Origin of the sequence: Mycolicibacterium parafortuitum (assembly GCF_010725485.1) — a bacterium.
GTDB lineage: Bacteria > Actinomycetota > Actinomycetes > Mycobacteriales > Mycobacteriaceae > Mycobacterium.
In genome coordinates this window covers 5,936,215-5,954,463 of sequence record NZ_AP022598.1, presented here as the reverse complement: position 1 = coordinate 5,954,463, position 18,249 = coordinate 5,936,215, and the positions used below count along the sequence as shown (strand labels likewise).

18 protein-coding genes and 1 pseudogene are annotated in these 18,249 nt (G+C 66.8%); 9 read left to right on the top strand and 10 right to left on the bottom strand.

Translation table 11 applies throughout. The features are described from left to right. Positions 1–60 precede the first annotated feature (60 nt). The 3 genes from NTM_RS28075 (at position 61) to NTM_RS28065 (ending at position 2,722) form a co-directional block, all read left to right on the top strand. Positions 61–705 carry an undecaprenyl diphosphate synthase family protein gene (locus NTM_RS28075; protein WP_163769259.1) on the top strand — a complete coding sequence of 215 codons (645 nt, stop codon included), beginning with the start codon at positions 61–63 and terminating at the stop codon, positions 703–705. A 3-nt stretch (positions 706–708) separates the two neighbouring features. Then, complete coding sequence (locus NTM_RS28070) at positions 709–2,106, top strand: NAD(P)/FAD-dependent oxidoreductase (protein ID WP_163769258.1); 1,398 nt, start codon at positions 709–711, stop codon at positions 2,104–2,106. Positions 2,107–2,203: 97 nt separating this feature from the next. Then, positions 2,204–2,722, top strand: coding sequence for a PH domain-containing protein (locus NTM_RS28065; protein WP_163769257.1), 519 nt, complete (start codon positions 2,204–2,206; stop codon positions 2,720–2,722). A gap of 203 nt (positions 2,723–2,925) precedes the next feature. Here the strand turns inward: NTM_RS28065 and NTM_RS28060 are convergent, their stop codons facing one another. Beyond that, complete coding sequence (locus tag NTM_RS28060) at positions 2,926–3,621, bottom strand: GtrA family protein (protein WP_163769256.1); 696 nt, start codon at positions 3,619–3,621, stop codon at positions 2,926–2,928. 85 nt (positions 3,622–3,706) lie between these two features. Between NTM_RS28060 and NTM_RS28055 the strand changes: the two genes are divergently transcribed. Then, positions 3,707–4,915, top strand: coding sequence for a 5-(carboxyamino)imidazole ribonucleotide synthase (locus tag NTM_RS28055; protein WP_163769255.1), 1,209 nt, complete (start codon positions 3,707–3,709; stop codon positions 4,913–4,915). Then, complete coding sequence (gene purE, locus NTM_RS28050; RefSeq protein ID WP_163769254.1) at positions 4,912–5,415, top strand: 5-(carboxyamino)imidazole ribonucleotide mutase; 504 nt, start codon at positions 4,912–4,914, stop codon at positions 5,413–5,415. The genes NTM_RS28055 and purE overlap by 4 nt, the downstream gene beginning before the upstream one ends. 3 nt (positions 5,416–5,418) lie before the next feature. On the opposite strand, the gene NTM_RS28045 is transcribed toward purE, so the two are convergent. Then, complete coding sequence (locus NTM_RS28045; protein ID WP_163769253.1) at positions 5,419–5,922, bottom strand: isoprenylcysteine carboxyl methyltransferase family protein; 504 nt, start codon at positions 5,920–5,922, stop codon at positions 5,419–5,421. A gap of 8 nt (positions 5,923–5,930) precedes the next feature. Continuing rightward, positions 5,931–7,031, bottom strand: coding sequence for a type III polyketide synthase (locus NTM_RS28040; protein ID WP_163769252.1), 1,101 nt, complete (start codon positions 7,029–7,031; stop codon positions 5,931–5,933). A gap of 674 nt (positions 7,032–7,705) precedes the next feature. Between NTM_RS28040 and NTM_RS28035 the strand changes: the two genes are divergently transcribed. Next, a complete protein-coding gene (locus NTM_RS28035; protein ID WP_104863247.1) occupies positions 7,706–8,875 on the top strand; it encodes an acyl-CoA dehydrogenase in 1,170 nt (389 codons plus the stop codon). A gap of 10 nt (positions 8,876–8,885) precedes the next feature. On the opposite strand, the gene NTM_RS28030 is transcribed toward NTM_RS28035, so the two are convergent. From NTM_RS28030 to NTM_RS28005, 7 genes and pseudogenes are all read right to left on the bottom strand, one after another. Beyond that, complete coding sequence (locus tag NTM_RS28030; RefSeq protein WP_163769251.1) at positions 8,886–9,686, bottom strand: biotin--[acetyl-CoA-carboxylase] ligase; 801 nt, start codon at positions 9,684–9,686, stop codon at positions 8,886–8,888. Between the two features lie 49 nt (positions 9,687–9,735). Then, positions 9,736–10,059 carry a hypothetical protein gene (locus NTM_RS28025; RefSeq protein ID WP_163769250.1) on the bottom strand — a complete coding sequence of 108 codons (324 nt, stop codon included), beginning with the start codon at positions 10,057–10,059 and terminating at the stop codon, positions 9,736–9,738. A 266-nt stretch (positions 10,060–10,325) separates the two neighbouring features. Then, positions 10,326–10,514 carry a hypothetical protein gene (locus NTM_RS28955; protein ID WP_232079867.1) on the bottom strand — a complete coding sequence of 63 codons (189 nt, stop codon included), beginning with the start codon at positions 10,512–10,514 and terminating at the stop codon, positions 10,326–10,328. 250 nt (positions 10,515–10,764) lie between these two features. Beyond that, positions 10,765–10,988: pseudogene (locus NTM_RS28950) on the bottom strand (TIGR03089 family protein); the annotation flags it as partial. 71 nt (positions 10,989–11,059) lie between these two features. Continuing rightward, positions 11,060–12,670 carry a PecA family PE domain-processing aspartic protease gene (locus tag NTM_RS28015; protein ID WP_163769248.1) on the bottom strand — a complete coding sequence of 537 codons (1,611 nt, stop codon included), beginning with the start codon at positions 12,668–12,670 and terminating at the stop codon, positions 11,060–11,062. Positions 12,671–13,033: 363 nt separating this feature from the next. Next, positions 13,034–13,744: a TIGR03089 family protein gene (locus tag NTM_RS28010; protein ID WP_197746372.1), complete on the bottom strand. Its 711-nt coding sequence runs from the start codon at positions 13,742–13,744 to the stop codon at positions 13,034–13,036. A gap of 1 nt (position 13,745) precedes the next feature. Then, positions 13,746–15,227 (bottom strand): LCP family protein, encoded by a 1,482-nt coding sequence (locus NTM_RS28005; RefSeq protein WP_163769247.1) that lies wholly within the window; start codon positions 15,225–15,227, stop codon positions 13,746–13,748. Between the two features lie 66 nt (positions 15,228–15,293). Here NTM_RS28005 and rfbD point away from each other — a divergent pair, with 66 nt between their 5' ends. The 3 genes from rfbD to manB are packed head-to-tail and all read left to right on the top strand — an operon-like array spanning position 15,294 to position 18,152. Continuing rightward, complete coding sequence (rfbD, locus tag NTM_RS28000) at positions 15,294–16,148, top strand: dTDP-4-dehydrorhamnose reductase (protein ID WP_163769246.1); 855 nt, start codon at positions 15,294–15,296, stop codon at positions 16,146–16,148. Positions 16,149–16,182: 34 nt separating this feature from the next. Next, entirely contained in the window at positions 16,183–17,061 is an 879-nt protein-coding gene (locus tag NTM_RS27995; RefSeq protein WP_163769245.1) for a glycosyltransferase family 2 protein, read from the top strand. 11 nt (positions 17,062–17,072) lie between these two features. Continuing rightward, entirely contained in the window at positions 17,073–18,152 is a 1,080-nt protein-coding gene (gene manB, locus NTM_RS27990) for a mannose-1-phosphate guanylyltransferase ManB (RefSeq protein ID WP_104863138.1), read from the top strand. The last annotated feature ends 97 nt before the right edge of the window (positions 18,153–18,249 follow it).

The following is an 18,249-nucleotide window of genomic DNA, read 5'->3' as shown; positions in this document are numbered from 1 at the left end:
CGGGCGTTGCACTTAGGTTTGCTATGGCGGGGCGGACACTAGCGGGGGTTGTCGGTAAGCATGAAGCCAACTCACGTCGGCTTGATACCTGACGGCATGCGCCGTTGGGCCGACATAAACGGTGTCACACTCGCGGAGTCCTACCGGCGCGGCTCGGAGAAAGTCGTCGCCATCCTGCTCGCGCTGCGGCGTAACCACGTGCAGACCGTTTCGGTGTATAACCTCAGCCGCGCCAACCTCGCCAGACCCGCCGCAGAGCTAGACGCCGTATTCGACGCCTCCGTGTACTTCTTCTCCACGGTTCTCCCCGCCAGCTTCGACGCTGACGAATACACCGTGCGGCTGCATGGGGACCGGAGTTTGCTCCCGCGCCGCTACGTCGACGCGGCCGAAGCCCTCGAGCACGCCGCCAGCGGCGACTTTCACATCAACATCCTCGCCGCCTACGACGCCCACGACGAGCTGCGCGCCGCCCACCAGCGTGCACAACAGCACGGCTGCGACATCGCGGCCGCGTTCGACATCCCCGACCTCGACCTGGTCATTCGCACCACCGCAGAACCCCTGCTCAGCGGGTTCCTGCCGCTGCAGAGCCAGTACGCCGAGCTGGTCTTCCTAAGCACACCTCTCAATGAACTGACCCCCGAACACATCGACGATCTCATCGCCGAGCACCGTCGGTTCCCGCAGCGGCGCGGACAGTAGCGGATGGCTACGCAACGCAACCCTCTGGTCATCGGGGCCGGGCCCGCCGGACTCACCGCAGCGCTCGATCTCGTGCACCGGGGCGTAATCCCGCGGGTCTACGAGTCCTCGGACCACGTCGGCGGTCTGGCCCGCACCCCAACCGCCGGCCAGTGGCGCGCAGACCCCGGCGGGCATCGCTTCTTCACCCAGCACGAAGAGATCCTCGATGTGTGGAAACAGTTACTTCCACACGACGAATGGCTGGCAGTGCCGCGCCGCTCGGCGATGCTCGTAGACGGCCATCTGGTGCCGTACCCGCTCGTCGGCCGGGAGCTGTTGACACGCCTGGGTTTTCGCAGCGGTATCCGCGGCGCCGGCGACTTGATGTGGTCGCGGTTCCGGCGCGGCATGCGAGCCGTTGAAAAGGAACAGACGTTCCGGGAGTGGGGGATCGAAGAGTTCGGCAAGCACTGGTACCGGATGTTCTTCGACGGCTACGTGCGCAAGACCTGGCTCTCCGACCCGAACAATTTGTCCAGCGACTGGGCCAACCAGCGCATCAGGCCGATCGACTGGCGCCGTGCGGGCAAGCGCGGCGACACCGATGACGATGTGTTCCGCTATCCGCGGCTCGGTCCCGGGCAACTCTGGGACGCCGCAGCGGCCACCCTCGCCGACGCCGGCGCCCCACCGTCGCTGAACTCCCCGGTGGTAGGGCTCCACCACGACGGACGCCAGTGGACGATCGAACTGCAGAACGGGGAGACCGCCACAGGGGACGCCGTGTTCTCCAGCATGCCCTTGCAGCTGCTGGTGCACATGTTGAAACCGGCCCCGCCCAAGCACATTCGCGCGATCGCCGCCACGCTGCGGCACCGATCCCTGATCACCGTCGCCGTGGCGCTATCCGAACACCGCGACATCCCGTTCAACTGGGTGTACACCCCCGGCGCCGACTGCCGCGTCGGCCGGGTGCAGAACTACCTGCGGTGGTCACCGGCACTCGCCCCCGAAGAATTCACCGGAACCTATCTGGGGCTCGAATACTTCACGGTGCCCCACGACGACCTGTGGCGCGCCGATGACCAGACCCTGCGCGCGATCGTCGAGAGAGACCTGCAGGTGCTCGGCGCCGGAAACTCGTCGATCGAGCAGCTGATGATCATCAGATCGCAGTTCGCGTACCCGATCTACGAATCCGGCCGGGAACGCAACGTGGTCCGGGTCCGTGACTACCTGCGGCAGAATCAGCCCGGACTGCACCCGATCGGCCGGAACGGTATGCACCGCTACGACAACCAGGACCACGCGATGCTGAGTGCGCTGCGCAGCGTCGGGCGATACTTCGGTGAAAATGTCGACCCTTGGCTGGTCAATACCGATCCTGGCTACCACGAGACCGGGTTGCTCAGAAGCTGAGGCGTCGAGCCTCTCGAAGGACGCTGCTACGCGACGGTAGGAGCTAAGCCGACAGGGAAAAGCCGCCGACGCGCCTAATCCCCAGTACAGTGCTGCCGTGGGCTATCCGGAGAACGTGTTGGCCAAGGACGAACAGGTCGTCCTGCACCGCCACCCGCACTGGGGACGGCTGACGTTCCCCGCGATAGTGCTCATCCTGGCGTCGGCGGCGGCAGCGTTCCTGGCGGGCTACGTCAACACCCTGAACTGGGAGCAGACGGCGAAAACCATCGTGTTCGGCGTCATCGCCGGCATCTGGCTCATCCTCATCGGATGGCTCTCGGTGTGGCCGTTTCTGAACTGGTGGACCACCCATTTCGTGATCACCGACCGCCGCGTCATGTACCGGCACGGGCTGATCACACGGTCCGGCATCGATATCCCGCTGGCGCGCATCAACAGCGTGGAGTTCCGGCACGGACTCGTCGACCGGATCTTTCGCACCGGGACCTTGATCATTGAGTCGGCGGCCCAGGATCCGTTGGAGTTCCAGGACATTCCCCGCGTCGAATACGTGCATTCGCTGCTGTATCACGAAGTCTTCGACACGCTGGGTTCGGAGGAGTCGCCAAGCTGAGTCGGCCCCTGCGCGGAGTGTGCCCTAGCGTAGGCCGAGGTCCTCCGGGCGGCAGCGTGACTCGGCAGCAGCAACACCGCATAGCGGACCAGGGCACCAACAGTTCCGCCCACGATCAACGCCAACGGTCGCACTGGCGAACGGCGATGGCGACCCGGCACGTGATAACGCTATGCAAAGACCGTCTGTCCGGCAGCGCCGGCTTATGAGGTCTTCGACACCCTCGGCTCGTCGGAATTACGGCTCTGCCGTTGCCCGCGCCGACGCCGGGGCACGCGCATCGGGGTCACGTTGCCGGTTTGTGGAACGTCGTCGGCAGGTGCGGGCGGGTGCCTGAGCTCGTACTCGTCTTCGAGCGCCTCGGCGATACCGCCACCGGTCAGCGTGGATTCCAGCGCCTTCTCCGGGTTGCGGGCGAACTCGTCGGGGAACACGAACCGGCGGAACGCCCAGAACCGGAACGCCATCTGCAGCAGGTTGCCGATGATGTACGCCGAGATGAAGTCAGCGACGTTCTCGGTGGCCAGTGACACCATCGGCACCCGCAGCATCAGGACGTAGCTGGACACCCACAGCGGCGCCATGCTCAGCAGCACGCCGACGCCGCTGACCCCGAAGAACAGCAGGGCTTCGTGATGGCGCTCTCGGCCGCCCCGGTCGCGGAAGCTCCATTCCCGGTTCAGGATGTAGGACGCGATCACCGCGACGATGCCCGCGATGATCTTCGCCGTGACCGGCTTGGGCTCCAGGATCGTCAGCTTCAGCGTGAAGAAGATCGCCGAGTCGATGACGAACGTGGTGGCGCCGACAATGGCGAACTTGATCAGCTCATGGTGCCGTTCGGCGTAGGGACGGACCGCACGCGGCAGGCGGCGGATCGTCGCATCGGCAAAGGACACAAGGAGCCAGTTTACGGAACCGACGTCGGCAATGCCGCATCGCTCGGTAACCGCAGGTCACCGGTGTGGTGCCGGCCATGACACCATGTATGCCGTGTCGAGAAGTCCCGCGTCCCCGCCCGTCGTAGCAATGATCGGCGGCGGCCAACTCGCCCGGATGACGGCCCAGGCGGCAATTGCGCTCGGTCAGACCCTGCGCGTGCTGGCCGTCCGCAGCGATGAATCCGCCGCTCAGGTCACCCCGGATGTGGTGCTCGGATCCCACACCGACCTCGACGCGCTGCGCCGCGTCGCGAAGGGCGCGACGGCGTTCACCTTCGACCACGAGCATGTCCCGACCGAGCACCTCGAGGCCCTCGTCGCCGACGGGGTGAACGTCGCACCGCCGCCCGGTGCGCTGGTTCACGCGCAGGACAAGCTGCTGATGCGCCGCCGGCTCTCCGAGCTCGGGGCGCCGGTGCCGCGGTTCGCCGAGGTGACCTCCGTGCAGGACGCGGTCGCATTCAGTGAGCAGGCCGGCGGCCCGGTGGTGATCAAGACGGTGCGCGGCGGCTACGACGGGCGCGGCGTCGTCATCGCGGCCGACACCGCCGAAGTGCGCTCGGCAGTGGAGCGCTACCTCGCCGACGGTGTTCCGGTGATGATCGAGGAACGGGTCGCGATGCGCCGCGAGCTGGCCGCGCTGGTGGCCCGCTCGCCGTTCGGGCAGGGTGCGGTGTGGCCGGTGGTCGAGACCGTGCAGCGCGACGGCATCTGCGTCACCGTGCTGGCCCCGGCGCCGGACCTGTCCGAGGAGCTGGGTTCCGCCGCGTCGGAACTGGCGCTGCGCATCGCGTCGTCGCTCGGCGTCGTCGGCGTACTCGCCGTCGAGCTGTTCGAGACCGTCGACGGGAAGCTGCTGGTGAACGAGCTGGCGATGCGCCCACACAACTCGGGGCACTGGACGATGGACGGTGCGCGCACCAGCCAGTTCGAACAGCACCTGCGTGCGGTGCTTGACTACCCGCTCGGGGACACCTCCGCGCTGGCGCCCACCGTGATGGGCAACGTGCTCGGTGCTCCCGAGACACCGAAGATGTCGATGGACGAACGGGTGCATCACCTGTTCGCCCGCATGCCAGATGCCAAAGTGCATCTCTACGGCAAGGAGGAACGGCCGGGCCGCAAGATCGGGCACGTCAACATCGTCGGCGGGCCGGCCGAAACGATGACGTCCCTGCGGGAGCGCGCCGAGCGGGCGGCACACTGGTTGTCGCACGCACAGTGGACCGACGGATGGGATCCCCACGCATGAGTTCTCCCCGGGTTGGGCTGATCATGGGCAGTGACAGCGACTGGCCGGTGATGTCCGAGGCCGCCGAGGCGCTGGCCGAGTTCGAGATTCCCTTCGAGGTCGGCGTCGTGTCCGCGCATCGGACACCGGGCCGGATGCTCACCTACGCCCAGGAGGCCGCCGGGCGCGGTATCGAGGTGATCATCGCCGGCGCCGGCGGCGCGGCGCACCTGCCGGGGATGGTCGCCTCGGCCACCCCGCTGCCGGTGATCGGGGTGCCGGTGCCGCTCGCGCGGCTCGACGGCATGGACTCGTTGCTGTCGATCGTGCAGATGCCTGCCGGTGTGCCGGTCGCGACGGTGTCGATCGGCGGTGCTCGCAACGCCGGCCTGCTGGCGGTGCGCATTCTCGGCGCTTCGGACAAGGCGCTGCAGGACCGGATGGCGGCGTTCCAGGCTTCCCTGGAGGAGATGGTGCTACAGAAGGACGCGGCGTTGCGTCAGAAACTGTTGGGGGAGTAGGCGTTACGTCGCATAGCCCAACGCCCGGTTCTCCGCACCGATCCGGACCGTCAGCACCGCGGCATTGGCCAGGCTGAACACGATCGCGGTCACCCACGCCGAGTGCACGAGCGGCAGCGCGGCCACCTCCACCGCCACCGCGGTGTAGTTCGGGTGGTGCAGCCACCGGTACGGGCCACCGGTCACCAACGGGGCATCCGGGATCACGATCAGGCGCGGATTCCACCGTTTGCCCAGCGTCGCGACGCACCACCACCGCAGGCCCGTGCTCGCCGCGACCAGCGCCACCATCGGCCACCCGAGCCATGGGATGAACGGGCGGTGCCCGACGGCGACCTCGACGATGCACGAAATCAGCAGCAGCGCATGCATACTCACCATCGCCGGATAGTGCCCGCGGCCGAATTCCTGGCCGCCGTGCGCGAAGGACCAGCGGGCATTGCGGCGCGAGACCACCAACTCGACTAGGCGCTCCACGCCGATGGCGAGGATGAACAGGTAGTACATGGCTTCTCCTACCAGCTCAGCAGAAGCAGTTCGAAGCTGAAGCCCGGCCCCATCGCCAGCATCAGACCCAGCGATCCCGGCGCCGGCGGATCGTTCAACGTCCGGGACAGCACGTCGAGCACCGACGCCGACGAGATGTTGCCGTGCTCGCTCATCGATTCCCAGCTGTGCCGGAAGGTGTTCTGCGGCAGATGCATTGCCGAGCCGATGGCCTCGAGCACCTTCGGTCCGCCGGGATGGCAGATCCACGTCGAGATGTCCTGGGTACCGAGACCATGGTCGGCGAGGAAGTGGCCGACCGCGTCGGCGAGATGATCTTCGGCCATCCGGGGGACATCCTTCGACATCACGAGCTGGAACCCGTCCGAGCCGACGTTCCAGCCCATGACGCCGACGGTGTCGGGGAACAGGATGCTGCGGGTGTCGATGACGCGCGGGCCCGGCTGCGGTGTCGCGGGGCTGCGCTCCGCCCCGACGGCGACCACCGCGGCGGCACCGTCGCCGAACAAGCACAACCCGATGAGCGCGGGAATCGAGAAATCGTCGCGCTGCAGGGTCAGCGAACACAACTCGACCGACAGCAGCACGGCGACGTGGTTGGGGAAACCACGCAGATAGTCGTGAACCCGCGCCAGCCCCGCGGCCCCGGCCACGCAACCGAGGCCGAACAGCGGGATGCGCTTCACATCGGGGCGCAGGCCGAGGCGGCCGGCGATGCGCGCGTCGATCGTGGGCACCGCGACACCGGTGCTGGACACGGTGATGATCGCGTCGACCTCCGACGGGTCGCGGTGTGCCGCGGACAGGGCCTGCCGGACCGCGCGCTCGCCGAGGTCGGTCGCCACGTCGATATAGGCCGTATTGGCCTCGGTGAAGCCGGACAGGTTCGGATAGCGGTCGACGGGCAACGCGAGATTGCGGTACTTGACGCCGCTGGAGTCCGCGAAGCGGCTGAAGGCGGGATCGGTGAACTCGGACAGAGCTTGCGCGACCTGGTCTTGGTCATAGGCGTGCTCGGTGAAAGCCGCCGCCGTCCCCGCGATATGCGGGGCGCGAGGATCGCGGAGGCGCGACGGTTGGGTGGGGGCGAAAAACGAGGTATCAGTCATGCCCCGATAAACGGCATAGGCGCGGCAGTAGTTCGTCATTCGGAGCGTTCGTGAATTTATCCACATCCGTGGGAAACTCCCGAGTATGGGCGTATAAGCCCTGCTCAAGGGCATGTTTCTGTGAACCGAGCGATCGGATTCCCAGCCTCGTCCACCATTTCTGGACAATGGCTTCGAATTGGCCGAAAGAATGTTGAATCAGGATCGCCGGTCGCCGGTGGCGCCATGGTTGCTTGGCTAACCGATTGACGCCGTGGGCAAATCAGCGAAGTGCAGACATAAAAACAGCGGCGTGACCTCAGTCACACCGCTGCCGAGCGAACCCCTATCGGGGCGCCGTCGCGACAATCAGGAGGCGCGCAAAACCACGACGGGCGCGGTGTGCTGGACGGGCGCGGCCGCCTGGATGTGGCCGGTCTGGGCGGCGTGGATGCCCGCGTCGACTACCGCCGAGCTCCGCGTCAACCGGGGAGTACCGTTCCAACCACATTCACAATGCGCGGTACGGCGGAAGGCCTTGCCATCGATGTACACCTGCATGTTGCTGAAACTACCCACGAAGGCTGAGAGCGAACCGTTTCCGGCACTGAGCGCACCCTGAGAAGTGACCCGCCCGGAATTCGCTTCTCGCCCGTGCCGCGCTAAAGTTACCGACGAGTAGCAAGGAGATGATGATGGCTAGTTGGGCCGGGAATCCGTCGTTTGATCTCTTCCAGTTGCCGGAAGAGCATCAGGAACTGCGCGCGGCGATCCGCGCATTGTGCGAGAAAGAGATCGCCCCGCACGCCGCCGACGTCGACGAGAACGCGCGCTTCCCGCAGGAAGCCCTGGACGCGCTCGTCTCCAACGGCTTCCATGCGGTGCACGTCCCCGAGGAGTTCGACGGCCAGGGCGCCGACTCGGTCGCCGCGTGCATCGTCATCGAGGAGGTCGCGCGCGTCGACGCGTCCGCGTCGCTGATCCCTGCGGTCAACAAGCTCGGCACGATGGGCCTGATCCTGCGCGGCTCCGACGAGCTCAAGCAGAAAGTGCTCCCGTCCATCGCCTCCGGTGAGGCGATGGCGTCCTACGCGCTGTCCGAGCGCGAAGCGGGCAGCGACGCCGCCGCCATGCGCACCCGCGCCAAGGCCGACGGCGACGACTGGATCCTCAACGGCGCCAAGTGCTGGATCACCAACGGCGGCAAGTCGTCCTGGTACACCGTGATGGCCGTGACCGATCCCGACAAGGGCGCCAACGGGATCTCAGCGTTCATGGTCCATATCGACGACGAGGGCTTCACCATCGGACCCAAGGAGCGCAAGCTCGGGATCAAGGGCTCACCGACCACCGAGCTGTACTTCGAGAACTGCCGCATCCCGGGTGACCGCATCATCGGTGAGCCGGGCACCGGCTTCAAGACCGCGCTGGCCACCCTGGACCACACCCGTCCGACGATCGGGGCGCAGGCGGTCGGCATCGCGCAGGGCGCACTGGACGCCGCGATCGAATACACCAAGGACCGCAAGCAGTTCGGCAAGTCGATCAGCGACTTCCAGGCTGTGCAGTTCATGCTCGCCGACATGGCGATGAAGGTCGAGGCCGCGCGCCTGATGGTCTACCACGCCGCGGCCCGCGCCGAGCGTGGCGAGGGCAACCTCGGCTTCATCTCCGCGGCGTCGAAGTGCCTGGCCTCCGACATCGCGATGGAGGTCACCACCGACGCCGTGCAGCTGTTCGGCGGGGCCGGCTACACCGTCGACTTCCCGGTCGAGCGGATGATGCGCGACGCCAAGATCACCCAGATCTACGAGGGCACCAACCAGATTCAGCGTGTGGTGATGAGCCGCGCGCTGCTGAAGTGAGGTACGCCCGCTAGCTCTGCGCGGGGCGCAGGTGCGTGATGTCCCCGGCCGAGATGGTGACCGTCGACCCGTCAGCGTCGATCAGCAGACGGCCGGCCTCGTCGATACCCGTTGCGGTACCGACGATTTCGGAATCACCCGGCAGGAGCGCGCGCACCCGGGTGCCGATCGTCGTGCTCAGCCGGCGGTAATCCTCGGTCAGGGCGGCGTCGGCGCCCGCGCCCAGGCGCCACCGGCGGAGCCGGGAGCCGAGTTCCTGCAACAGCGCGGTCGCCAGCTCGGTGCGGTCGACGTCGTGGCCCAGCATGGTCAACGACACCGCGTTCGGGTCCGGCAGCTCGTCGGCCGTCAGGCTCACGTTGAGTCCGAGACCCACCACGATCGCCGACCCGGACACCTCGGCGAGGATGCCGGCCAATTTGCCGGTGCCGACCAACACGTCGTTGGGCCACTTCAACCCGGCGTCGACCCCGACGAACTCGCGCATCACATGCGCGACCGCGACACCGGTGAGCAGCGGCACCCAGCCCCAACCCTCGGCCGGCACCCCCGTGGTGTCGACCCCGACCGACACCGCGATCTGCGACCGCGGCGGGGCCGACCAGCTGCGACCGTGGCGGCCGCGGCCCGCGGTCTGATGCTCGGTGAACAGCACCGCCCCGACGATGTCCTCACCGGCGGCGGCACGCGCGATCAGGTCGGCGTTGGTCGATCCCGTCTCATCGACGACGTCGACGCGATGCCACGCGGTTCCCGTGGTGGCGGAACGCAATTCGTTGACGTCGAGTGGGGTGCGTGCGGAGGTGGTCACACGTCGACACTAGTGGTGCGCTTCTCGTTCGAACGGCTGCTGTCCTCCGTCACAACGACGGTCTGGGTTGCGCAGAGTCGTCCGAATCGAGGATCTGCTCGGCGACGGCGGGAATCACATGGCCGAGCCGGTCGTGCCCGAACAACAAGGCCGCGACCGCGACCAGTGCGGAGACGCTACCCAGAGCGCACTCCCACGCCGCGGTCGACGGCGCGACCGCCAGCCAATACGCGCTGAACGCGACGAACGAGTATCCGACGTAGACGAGAAACCTGCCCTCGGTGCTGACGGACCATGCCGGGTGCCGTCGGATGTGCAGGTGCCACAGACCGAGTGTGACGACGATCGAAAGTGCCCCGATGGACGACCCCATTGACGCTCCCTGCCGACAGGCCTCCGGTGCCTGAATCCCGGAGACTCTGCTTTGCCAAACTTCCAGTCGGCGTGACGAGAATCGGAGCCCGTGTCCGTCGATAAGCGGTTTGGTCAGGTAAACGATAAGGTCAGAATTAATCTTTCGTCAACATTGCCGAAACGTGGCGTGTCATTGCTTGCGAAATCAAAAGTTCGCTGAACGGCTCAGTTTTCATTTGGTTGGGGATGATGAGATCGGTGGTGCCTGTGAGGTGACTGGAGGTTCTATCGGGACACCGCGGGCGTGATCGTTTCCATCGCGACCGCCTTCACCGCATGTTCGGCGGTGATTCGCCTGAGCGCATCGACGCCCGATAGGACGCACGCGAGCGAGGCCACCGACCACCCGCCGGCGAGCGGCCACTCCCACGCCGTCGACGATGCGTACCACCAGTACGCGGCCAGCGCCGCCATCGGATAACCCAGGAACACAAGGAAGCGCCCCCGACTGCTGGCCGTCCATCCGGCGTGACGCCGAATACGACTGTGCAGCGCGACTGAACAGAGAACGAGGGCTACGGCGACAACAGTCGACGACATCGGGACCTCCTCACCCTGAGCCTCCATGGGGGAGTCCTCAGGTTTCGCCATAACGGCGATTACCCGTCGGTACCAGTGTGGCGGCGTTTCCTTAGATCAGCGTTAGGCCACGGAAACGAAATGGTCACGGTATGGAACGCGTGATCTTCTCCGTCTCGGCCCGGCGCTCCATCAGGGACGCATCCGGATTTGCCACCTGAACCAGGGACGCGCCGACGACGTACAACGCGAGCAGTCGTTCGATCACGTCGTCCGCTGACCGGCCCTCCAGCGCGGGGACCCGGCGCGCGCCGGAATGATTTGGTCGCCACGCACCTGCACGGCGGTCGCGTAATCGTCCGTGCTCACGCAAGGATGAGGCGGCGACTGGGAAAGGATAAAGAGGGCGCGACGCCGGTTTGGCGCCGCGCCCTCAGGGCTCAGGTGTAATTGAGAGCCATCTCGCCGGTGTAGAAATCCGTGTAGATAGGCATCTGGCTGAAAGGCGCTGATCCCATCAGCACGAACTCAAAGTCGTCGTTGACTTCGGGCGTGTTGTTTCCGCGGGTTCGGTACGAGAACAGCAGTGTTTCGCGGTCGGCGGTGTAGACCGAGATCAGTGTCCCGTCGGGCACGCTGCTGGCCCCGCCCACCAGGGAGCTCGGTATGACGCCGACCAGTCCTCCTGTGTCGAGCAGGGTTTCGATGACCTGCCCCTCGTTGTCGCCGACCTTGATGAACAGATCATTTCGCGGAGACCCGTCGAGGGTGACCCGGGCGGCGTAGGGATTGGGGCCAAGGATGGCCCGGTTACGCCGGTAATCCATCAGGATGCCCTGGCTGAGGAGTCCGGGAAGAGCCCAGAGCGGGGTGGTCCGACCGGGTCCGTACGCATTCGGCCCGATACCGAGGATGCCCTCGTAATTACCGTTCGACTGCGACAGCCCGAACCAGGTATCCAGTGTCACCACCAGTACAGGCGTGGGAGTGCTGTCCACCCCTTCGTAGACCGAAACCGGAATGTTGTAGACGTCGTATTCGTACTTCGTCGAGCAATCGCCATAGCAGCTTTCGCCGTGGTCGATCGGGGTGCCGAGATCCTTGAGCCCGATCACCTGCGGGTTGATGACCAGTCCGAACGATCCTGTGTCGAGAAGGACGTTGACTGACTCACCTCCGTTGATGGACATGGCGAAGATGGGGCTGACCCGGCGCACGCCGTTGTACTCCTCCAGGTAGACATCGAGGATTTGGTAGACCAGTCCGTTGTCGGCGGCCTGCGAGATCAACTTCGCGAGGACGGTCATCTCTTCGCGCGGTCCGAACAGGCCGACGAGGGGCAGGAACTTCTCTGCGGCTTCGAGCTGATCCTGGACCCGAATCGTGCGCTGGATGCTTGCCTCGATACGTTGCCCGGCGATCCAGTGGGCGAACGAGTTGCCCACGGTCGCGGCGTACTGTTCCTGCAGCAGAGCGTGATTGAGCTGCCAGCGCTCCAGCGAGGCGTGGGCGCCGCCCAGCCACATCTGGGGCAACATCGCGGCCAACCCGGCCAGGAAGTTGCCGCTGTCCCAGGTTGCTTCCTTCAGATCGTCACGGGCCCGAATAATCTGCTCCTTGGCCAGATCGACGGTGTCGGACTGGACCTCGTCGTCGGCTTCGGCGACGGCGTCGACGGTCACGAGGTTGGTCGCGACGGCGTTCTTGGTGCTGACCGGAACTGAGGCCGGACCTTCGACGTCAGCGTCCTGGGCAACCGGGGCGTCGTCCTCGGCTTCGTCATCAATCACCACGGTGGTCGTTTCGTCGCCGTCGCCGTCGCCGTCTTTGGCGATCGTGCCGTCGGCGTCGGATTCCTTTGTGGCGCCTTTACTGCTCTTGGAGCCCTTGGAACTGTCGCCCGCGCTGCCACGGTCGGCGGACGACTTGGTTGCACCGGAGGTCGACGAGGACCTTCGGGAATCGGCGGCGTCCGGCTTGCTTGCCTGCCGGGTGCTGGCACTGGCGTTCGAGTCGTCAGGCGCTGCCTGTGCCGTCGTGGCAGTCCACATGCAGACGCCGGTTGCGATTGCGGGGGTTGCGAGGGCAGTCGCTGCCCAGCTACTTATTTTCACATGCGTGAGTAAATCAATCTTGTGTCGATCGCAAGCTGATTTGCCCGAAGTTCATCGGGAAACCTCGGCATCTGCGCAGTACAAGGGGTAATACAATTGACTTGCCCATCGGGTCTTGGAATTACATGTCAGCTACCTGTGTGTATCCAGAATGCGTTTCAGCAAATATCCACTGAGCGAAAGGCGGCATCGAGCGGCCATGCGATAAAGGTCTCGGTATCTGCAGGTCAACGGCCTGCGGCGCATCCGTGTGACCTCGAGACGAGATAGCAGAAATATCGGAGTGGTTCAGCCCGAAAGTCACGGCGTCGTGCGCGTGATCTTCTCCGTCTCGGCCCGGCGCTCCATCAGGGACGCATCCGGATTTGCCACCTGAACCAGGGACGCGCCGACGACGTACAGCGCGAGCAGTCGTTCGATCACGCCGTCCGCCGAATCCCACGGCGCCGTCGACAGCACCCGGTCGGTGCTCGCGATCTGCTGTGCGGCCGCCGACTCCCGAGCCGCCGCCAGCACGTCGTCGGCCGACCTGCCCTCCAACGCGGCCCCCGGCGCACGCTCCGGCACGATCTGATCGCCGTGCACCCGCACCGCGGTCGCGTAATCCGTCAGCCCCACCGCCAGATCCGGCACCGGCTTGCCGAACGGATCCAGCGACAGCACCGCGATCTCGCCCATCCCGGCCGCGGCGTCCGCGTCGTCGATCCGGTCGGCGATGCACAGCGCGATGTCCGCCTCGCCGGAGAACACCACCTCCGCACCGATCCACCAGATCCCGAACAACACCGCCGCCGTCTGCCAGTGCGCGGGCAGCAGCACCGCGACCCGGCTGCCCGGCGTCGCCCCGAGCTCGTCACGCAGCAGATTGCCGGTCTTGGCCGCCCAGTTGGCCAGCGTCGCGGTGGACAACTCGATGCGCTCACCGGTGGCGTCGTCGTAGTAGGTGATGCGCGGGCCGGCCGGGTTGGCGGCCATCAACGGATCCAGGATCGCCGAGCTGACGTTCGTCACGTCAGTTGACGCACTTCGGATCGTCGGAGCCGGCCGTGATGATCGGCGCCGGCGGCGGCACCGTGCCCCCGGTGTCGGACACCGCGCCCGACGTCGTCGGGCCGGCGCCCATCAACGTGACATCCGATCCGTCCAGCCCGGAGCCCGGGCCGGTGTAATCGGCGGCCAGCACCACCCGCACGGTGTTGGGCGGCACCGACGAATCCTCGACGACCTGCAGCCCGCCCAGCTCCAGAGCGACCGCCTGCGCCCCGGGATCGTCGGCCTTGGCGGCCTGCACCTGGCTGCTGGTGACCTTCGGGCCCTCGTTGTTGCCGACATTGCCCTGCGTGAACCCCTTGGAGGTCACCACATGGGCGACCGCGGCGGCCAGGCCGTTGACGTCCGAATCGTTGAACACCTCGACCGTGGTCTGGTCGTTGCTGTAGGTCAGCTCCTCGGTCTTGCCCTGATCCTGATCGTTGAGCAGGCTGGTGACCCAGTCCTTGACCTCTGTCGGGTCGACCCGGACCACGCTCTGCATACCGTCGTCGCTCCACCCGGCTTCCTCGAGGATCGGGATGGTCGCGAACGCGACGTTGCCGGCCGCCAGACTCTGCAGCTGCTTGACGAAATCCATGATGTCCCAGCCCTCGGACAGCACCACCGAACGCTGCACCGCCGACTCCAGGTTGCTCAACGTCGTCGGGCTCGACAGCGTCTTGCCCGAGATCACCTCGTGGGCCATCGACGCCATCACCGCCTGCTGACGCGCCACCCGGTCCAGGTCACCGCGCGGCAGGTCGTGCCGCTGCCGCACGAAGCTCAGCGCCTGCGTGCCGTTGAGTTTCTGCCAGCCGGCGGGGAAGTCGGCACCCGAAAGGGGTTCGTACACCGGCTCGTTGAGGCAGACGTCGACGCCGCCGAGCGCATCGGTGATCAATGCGAAGCCCAGCAGGCCGATCTCGGCGTAGTGGTCGACGGTGACGCCGGTCAGATTCGCGACGGTCTTGATCAGCTCCTCGCGGCCGGCCGCCTGCGCCTCCGGCTCCGCCTCGGCCGGGTCGACGCCCTGCTGCTCGACGAGCTTCTTCATCTCCTCGAAGTGCACCGAGCCGTACACGCCGTTGATCTTCATCTTCCCGATGCCCGGCGCCTCCACGTAGGAGTCGCGGGGGATCGAGATGGCCGTCGCCGACTCCCCGTTGTTCGGGATGCGGATCAAGATGATCGTGTCGGTGTTGGTGGCGACCTCGTCGCCGGCGCGCAGCATCGCACGCTCCTCGTCGGACAACGGATTGCCGTGCGCATCGGTGCGGCTGTCCGAGCCGACCAGCAGGATGTCGATCGCGCCGTCCTCACCCTCACCGCCGAGCGCGATCGGGTTGATGTGGTTGATGCCGGCCTCGAACGAGCGGATCTTGCCCCAGGCGACCCCGGTGCCGATGACGATGGCCACTGCCAACGCCACGGAGACGGCGCGGACCACGTGAGCAGCAGGCATTGGCCCAGGCTACTTGCGGACCGGTCGCAATCCGAGCAGCCGGGACCGGCGTGCCAAACTCGTCATATGAGCGGCCGAATCGTCATTTCCGGGGCAGCGGGCCTGGTCGGACGCGTGTTGGCAGGTCAGGCCCGCAGCCAGGGACGCGACGTGGTGGCGCTCACATCGGGGCAATGGGACATCACCGATGCGGCGGCCGCCCGACGTCACACCGCGGCCGGCGACGTCGTCGTCAACTGCGCCGCCCTGACCAACGTCGACGTCGCCGAAGCCGAACCCGAGCGCGCGCACGCCGTCAACACCGTCGGCGCCGAGAACATCGCCCGCGCCTGCGCGCAGGCCGGCGCATCCCTGATCCACCTGTCCACCGACTACGTGTTCAGCGGCAACGCGGGCCGCCCCTACGAAATCGACGACGAGACCGGACCGCTGTCGGTGTACGGCCGCACCAAGCTCGCCGGTGAGCAGGCGGTGCTCGCCGCGCTGCCCGAGGCCTACGTCGTGCGCACCGCGTGGGTCTTCGAAGGCGGCGACGGCTCGGACTTCGCCGCGGTGATGCGCCGCGCGGCCACCGGCTCCGGTGAGGTCGAGGTCGTCGCCGACCAGATCGGCTCACCGACCTACGTCGGCGACCTGTGCGCCGCGCTGCTGCAGATCGCCGACGGCGGGGTCCGCGGCCCGGTCCTGCACGCCGCCAACGCCGGGCCCGCCAGCCGCTTCGACCAGGCGCAGGCGGTGTTCGCCGAGCTCGGCGCCGACCCCGGCCGGGTGCGGCCGGTCGGCAGCGACCGCCATCCCCGCCCGGCGCCACGCCCGTCGTACTCCGCGTTGTTCTCGGCGAAATCGGCCGCTGCGGGCCTGACGCCGCTGCGGCCGTGGCGCGAAGCACTGGCTGAGGCGCTGGCCACACACCGCGGGTAGTTAGGCTCTACGCCGTGAGATGGGCAGGCGCTGCGTGAGCGACGAACTTTTTGTCGTGACGGTGACGTACTCGCCGGGTTCGCACCTGGATCGGTTCCTGGCCACCCTGGCCCACGCGACCGACCGCCCGGTGACCGTCATCATGGCCGACAACGGCTCCACCGACGGCGCCCCCGAAGAGGCCGTCGAACGCCACCCCAACGCGAAGCTGTACCGCACCGGCGGCAACCTCGGCTACGGGACCGCCGTCAACCGCGCCGTCGCCGAGTACGGATTGGCCGACCGCACAGACTTTTTCATCGTCGCCAACCCCGACGTGCAATGGGGACCGCACAGCATCGACCTGCTCTTCGACGCCGCACAGCGCTGGCCGCAGGCCGGATCGCTCGGACCGCTGATCCGCGACCCCGACGGCGCGGTCTACCCGTCGGCGCGCCACCAGCCGTCGATCATCCGCGGCGGGATGCACGCCGTCGTCTCGCCGGTGTGGCCGTCGAATCCGTGGACCGCGGCCTACCGGCAGGACCGCGCCGAACCCAGCGAACGCACCGTCGGATGGCTGTCCGGCTCCTGCCTGCTGCTGCGCACCGACGCGTTCCGGCAGATCGGCGGATTCAACGAGCGCTACTTCATGTACATGGAGGACGTCGACCTCGGCGACCGCCTCGAAACCGCGGGCTGGCAGAACGTCTACGTGCCCTCGGCGGAGGTGTTGCACGCCAAGGGGCATGCCACCGGCCGGGACCCGGCACGCAACCTCGCCGCGCACCACGTCAGTACCTACACTTTCTTGGCAGATCGATATCCGAAGTGGTGGCAGGCGCCGCTACGCTGGGCATTCCGGGGGGCACTTGGGGCGCGGGCGAGCCTGGTGGTTCGCAGTTCCCGCCGTCAGGCTCGTCGTTCTAGGTGAAGGGGACAGCGGTGGTGAATCCAGCTGAAGTCGATGCGGTCATTCTCGTCGGGGGGATGGGCACGCGGCTGCGTCCGTTGACGCTGTCGGCACCGAAGCCGATGCTGCCGACCGCCGGATTGCCGTTCCTGACACACCTGCTGTCGCGGATCGCGGAGGCGGGCATCGAGCATGTCGTGCTCGGCACCTCGTACAAGGCCGGGGTGTTCGAGTCGGAGTTCGGTGACGGCTCGAAGCTCGGTCTGCAGATCGAATACGTCGTCGAGGAAGAGGCGCTGGGCACCGGCGGCGGCATCGCCAATGTCGCGTCGAAGCTGCGGTACGACAACGCGGTGGTGTTCAACGGCGACGTGCTGTCCGGTTGCGATCTTCGGGCGCTGCTGGATTCGCACGTCGAGCGCGACGCCGATGTCACCCTGCACCTGGTGCGTGTCGGTGATCCGCGCGCATTCGGTTGCGTGCCAACCGATTCCGACGGCGTGGTGACGGCATTCCTGGAGAAGACCCAAGACCCGCCGACCGACCAGATCAACGCCGGCTGCTACGTGTTCAAGCGGTCGATCATCGACGAAATCCCCAAGGGGCGTGCGCTTTCGGTGGAACGTGAGGTGTTCCCGGGGCTGCTGTCGGCGGGCAAGAAGGTGTGCGGCTACGTCGACTCCAGCTACTGGCGCGACATGGGAACGCCGGAGGACTTCGTCCGCGGATCGGCCGACCTGGTGCGCGGCATCGCGCCGTCACCGGCCCTGACGCATCAGCGCGGCGAGAAGCTGGTGCACGACGGGGCGTCGGTGGCCCCGGGCGCACTGCTGATCGGCGGCACCGTCGTCGGCCGCGGCGCCGAGGTCGCCGGCGGTGCGCGGCTCGACGGCGCGGTGATCTTCGACGGCGTGAAAATCGGTGCGGGAGCGGTGATCGAGCGCTCGATCATCGGGTTCGGGGCGCGTATCGGGCCGCGGGCGTTGATCCGCGACGGCGTCATCGGCGACGGCGCCGACATCGGCGCCCGCTGCGAATTGCTGCGTGGCGCGCGTGTGTGGCCGGGCATCACGATCCCGGACGGCGGGATCCGTTTTTCGACGGACATCTGAGGCCCGGCGCCTTCTCGCGAGACCGCCACCACGGTAGCTTGCGTGGGCTTTGCACTACCGTAGCGGCGGTTTCGCGAAACCCTGCCTGTGGATAACT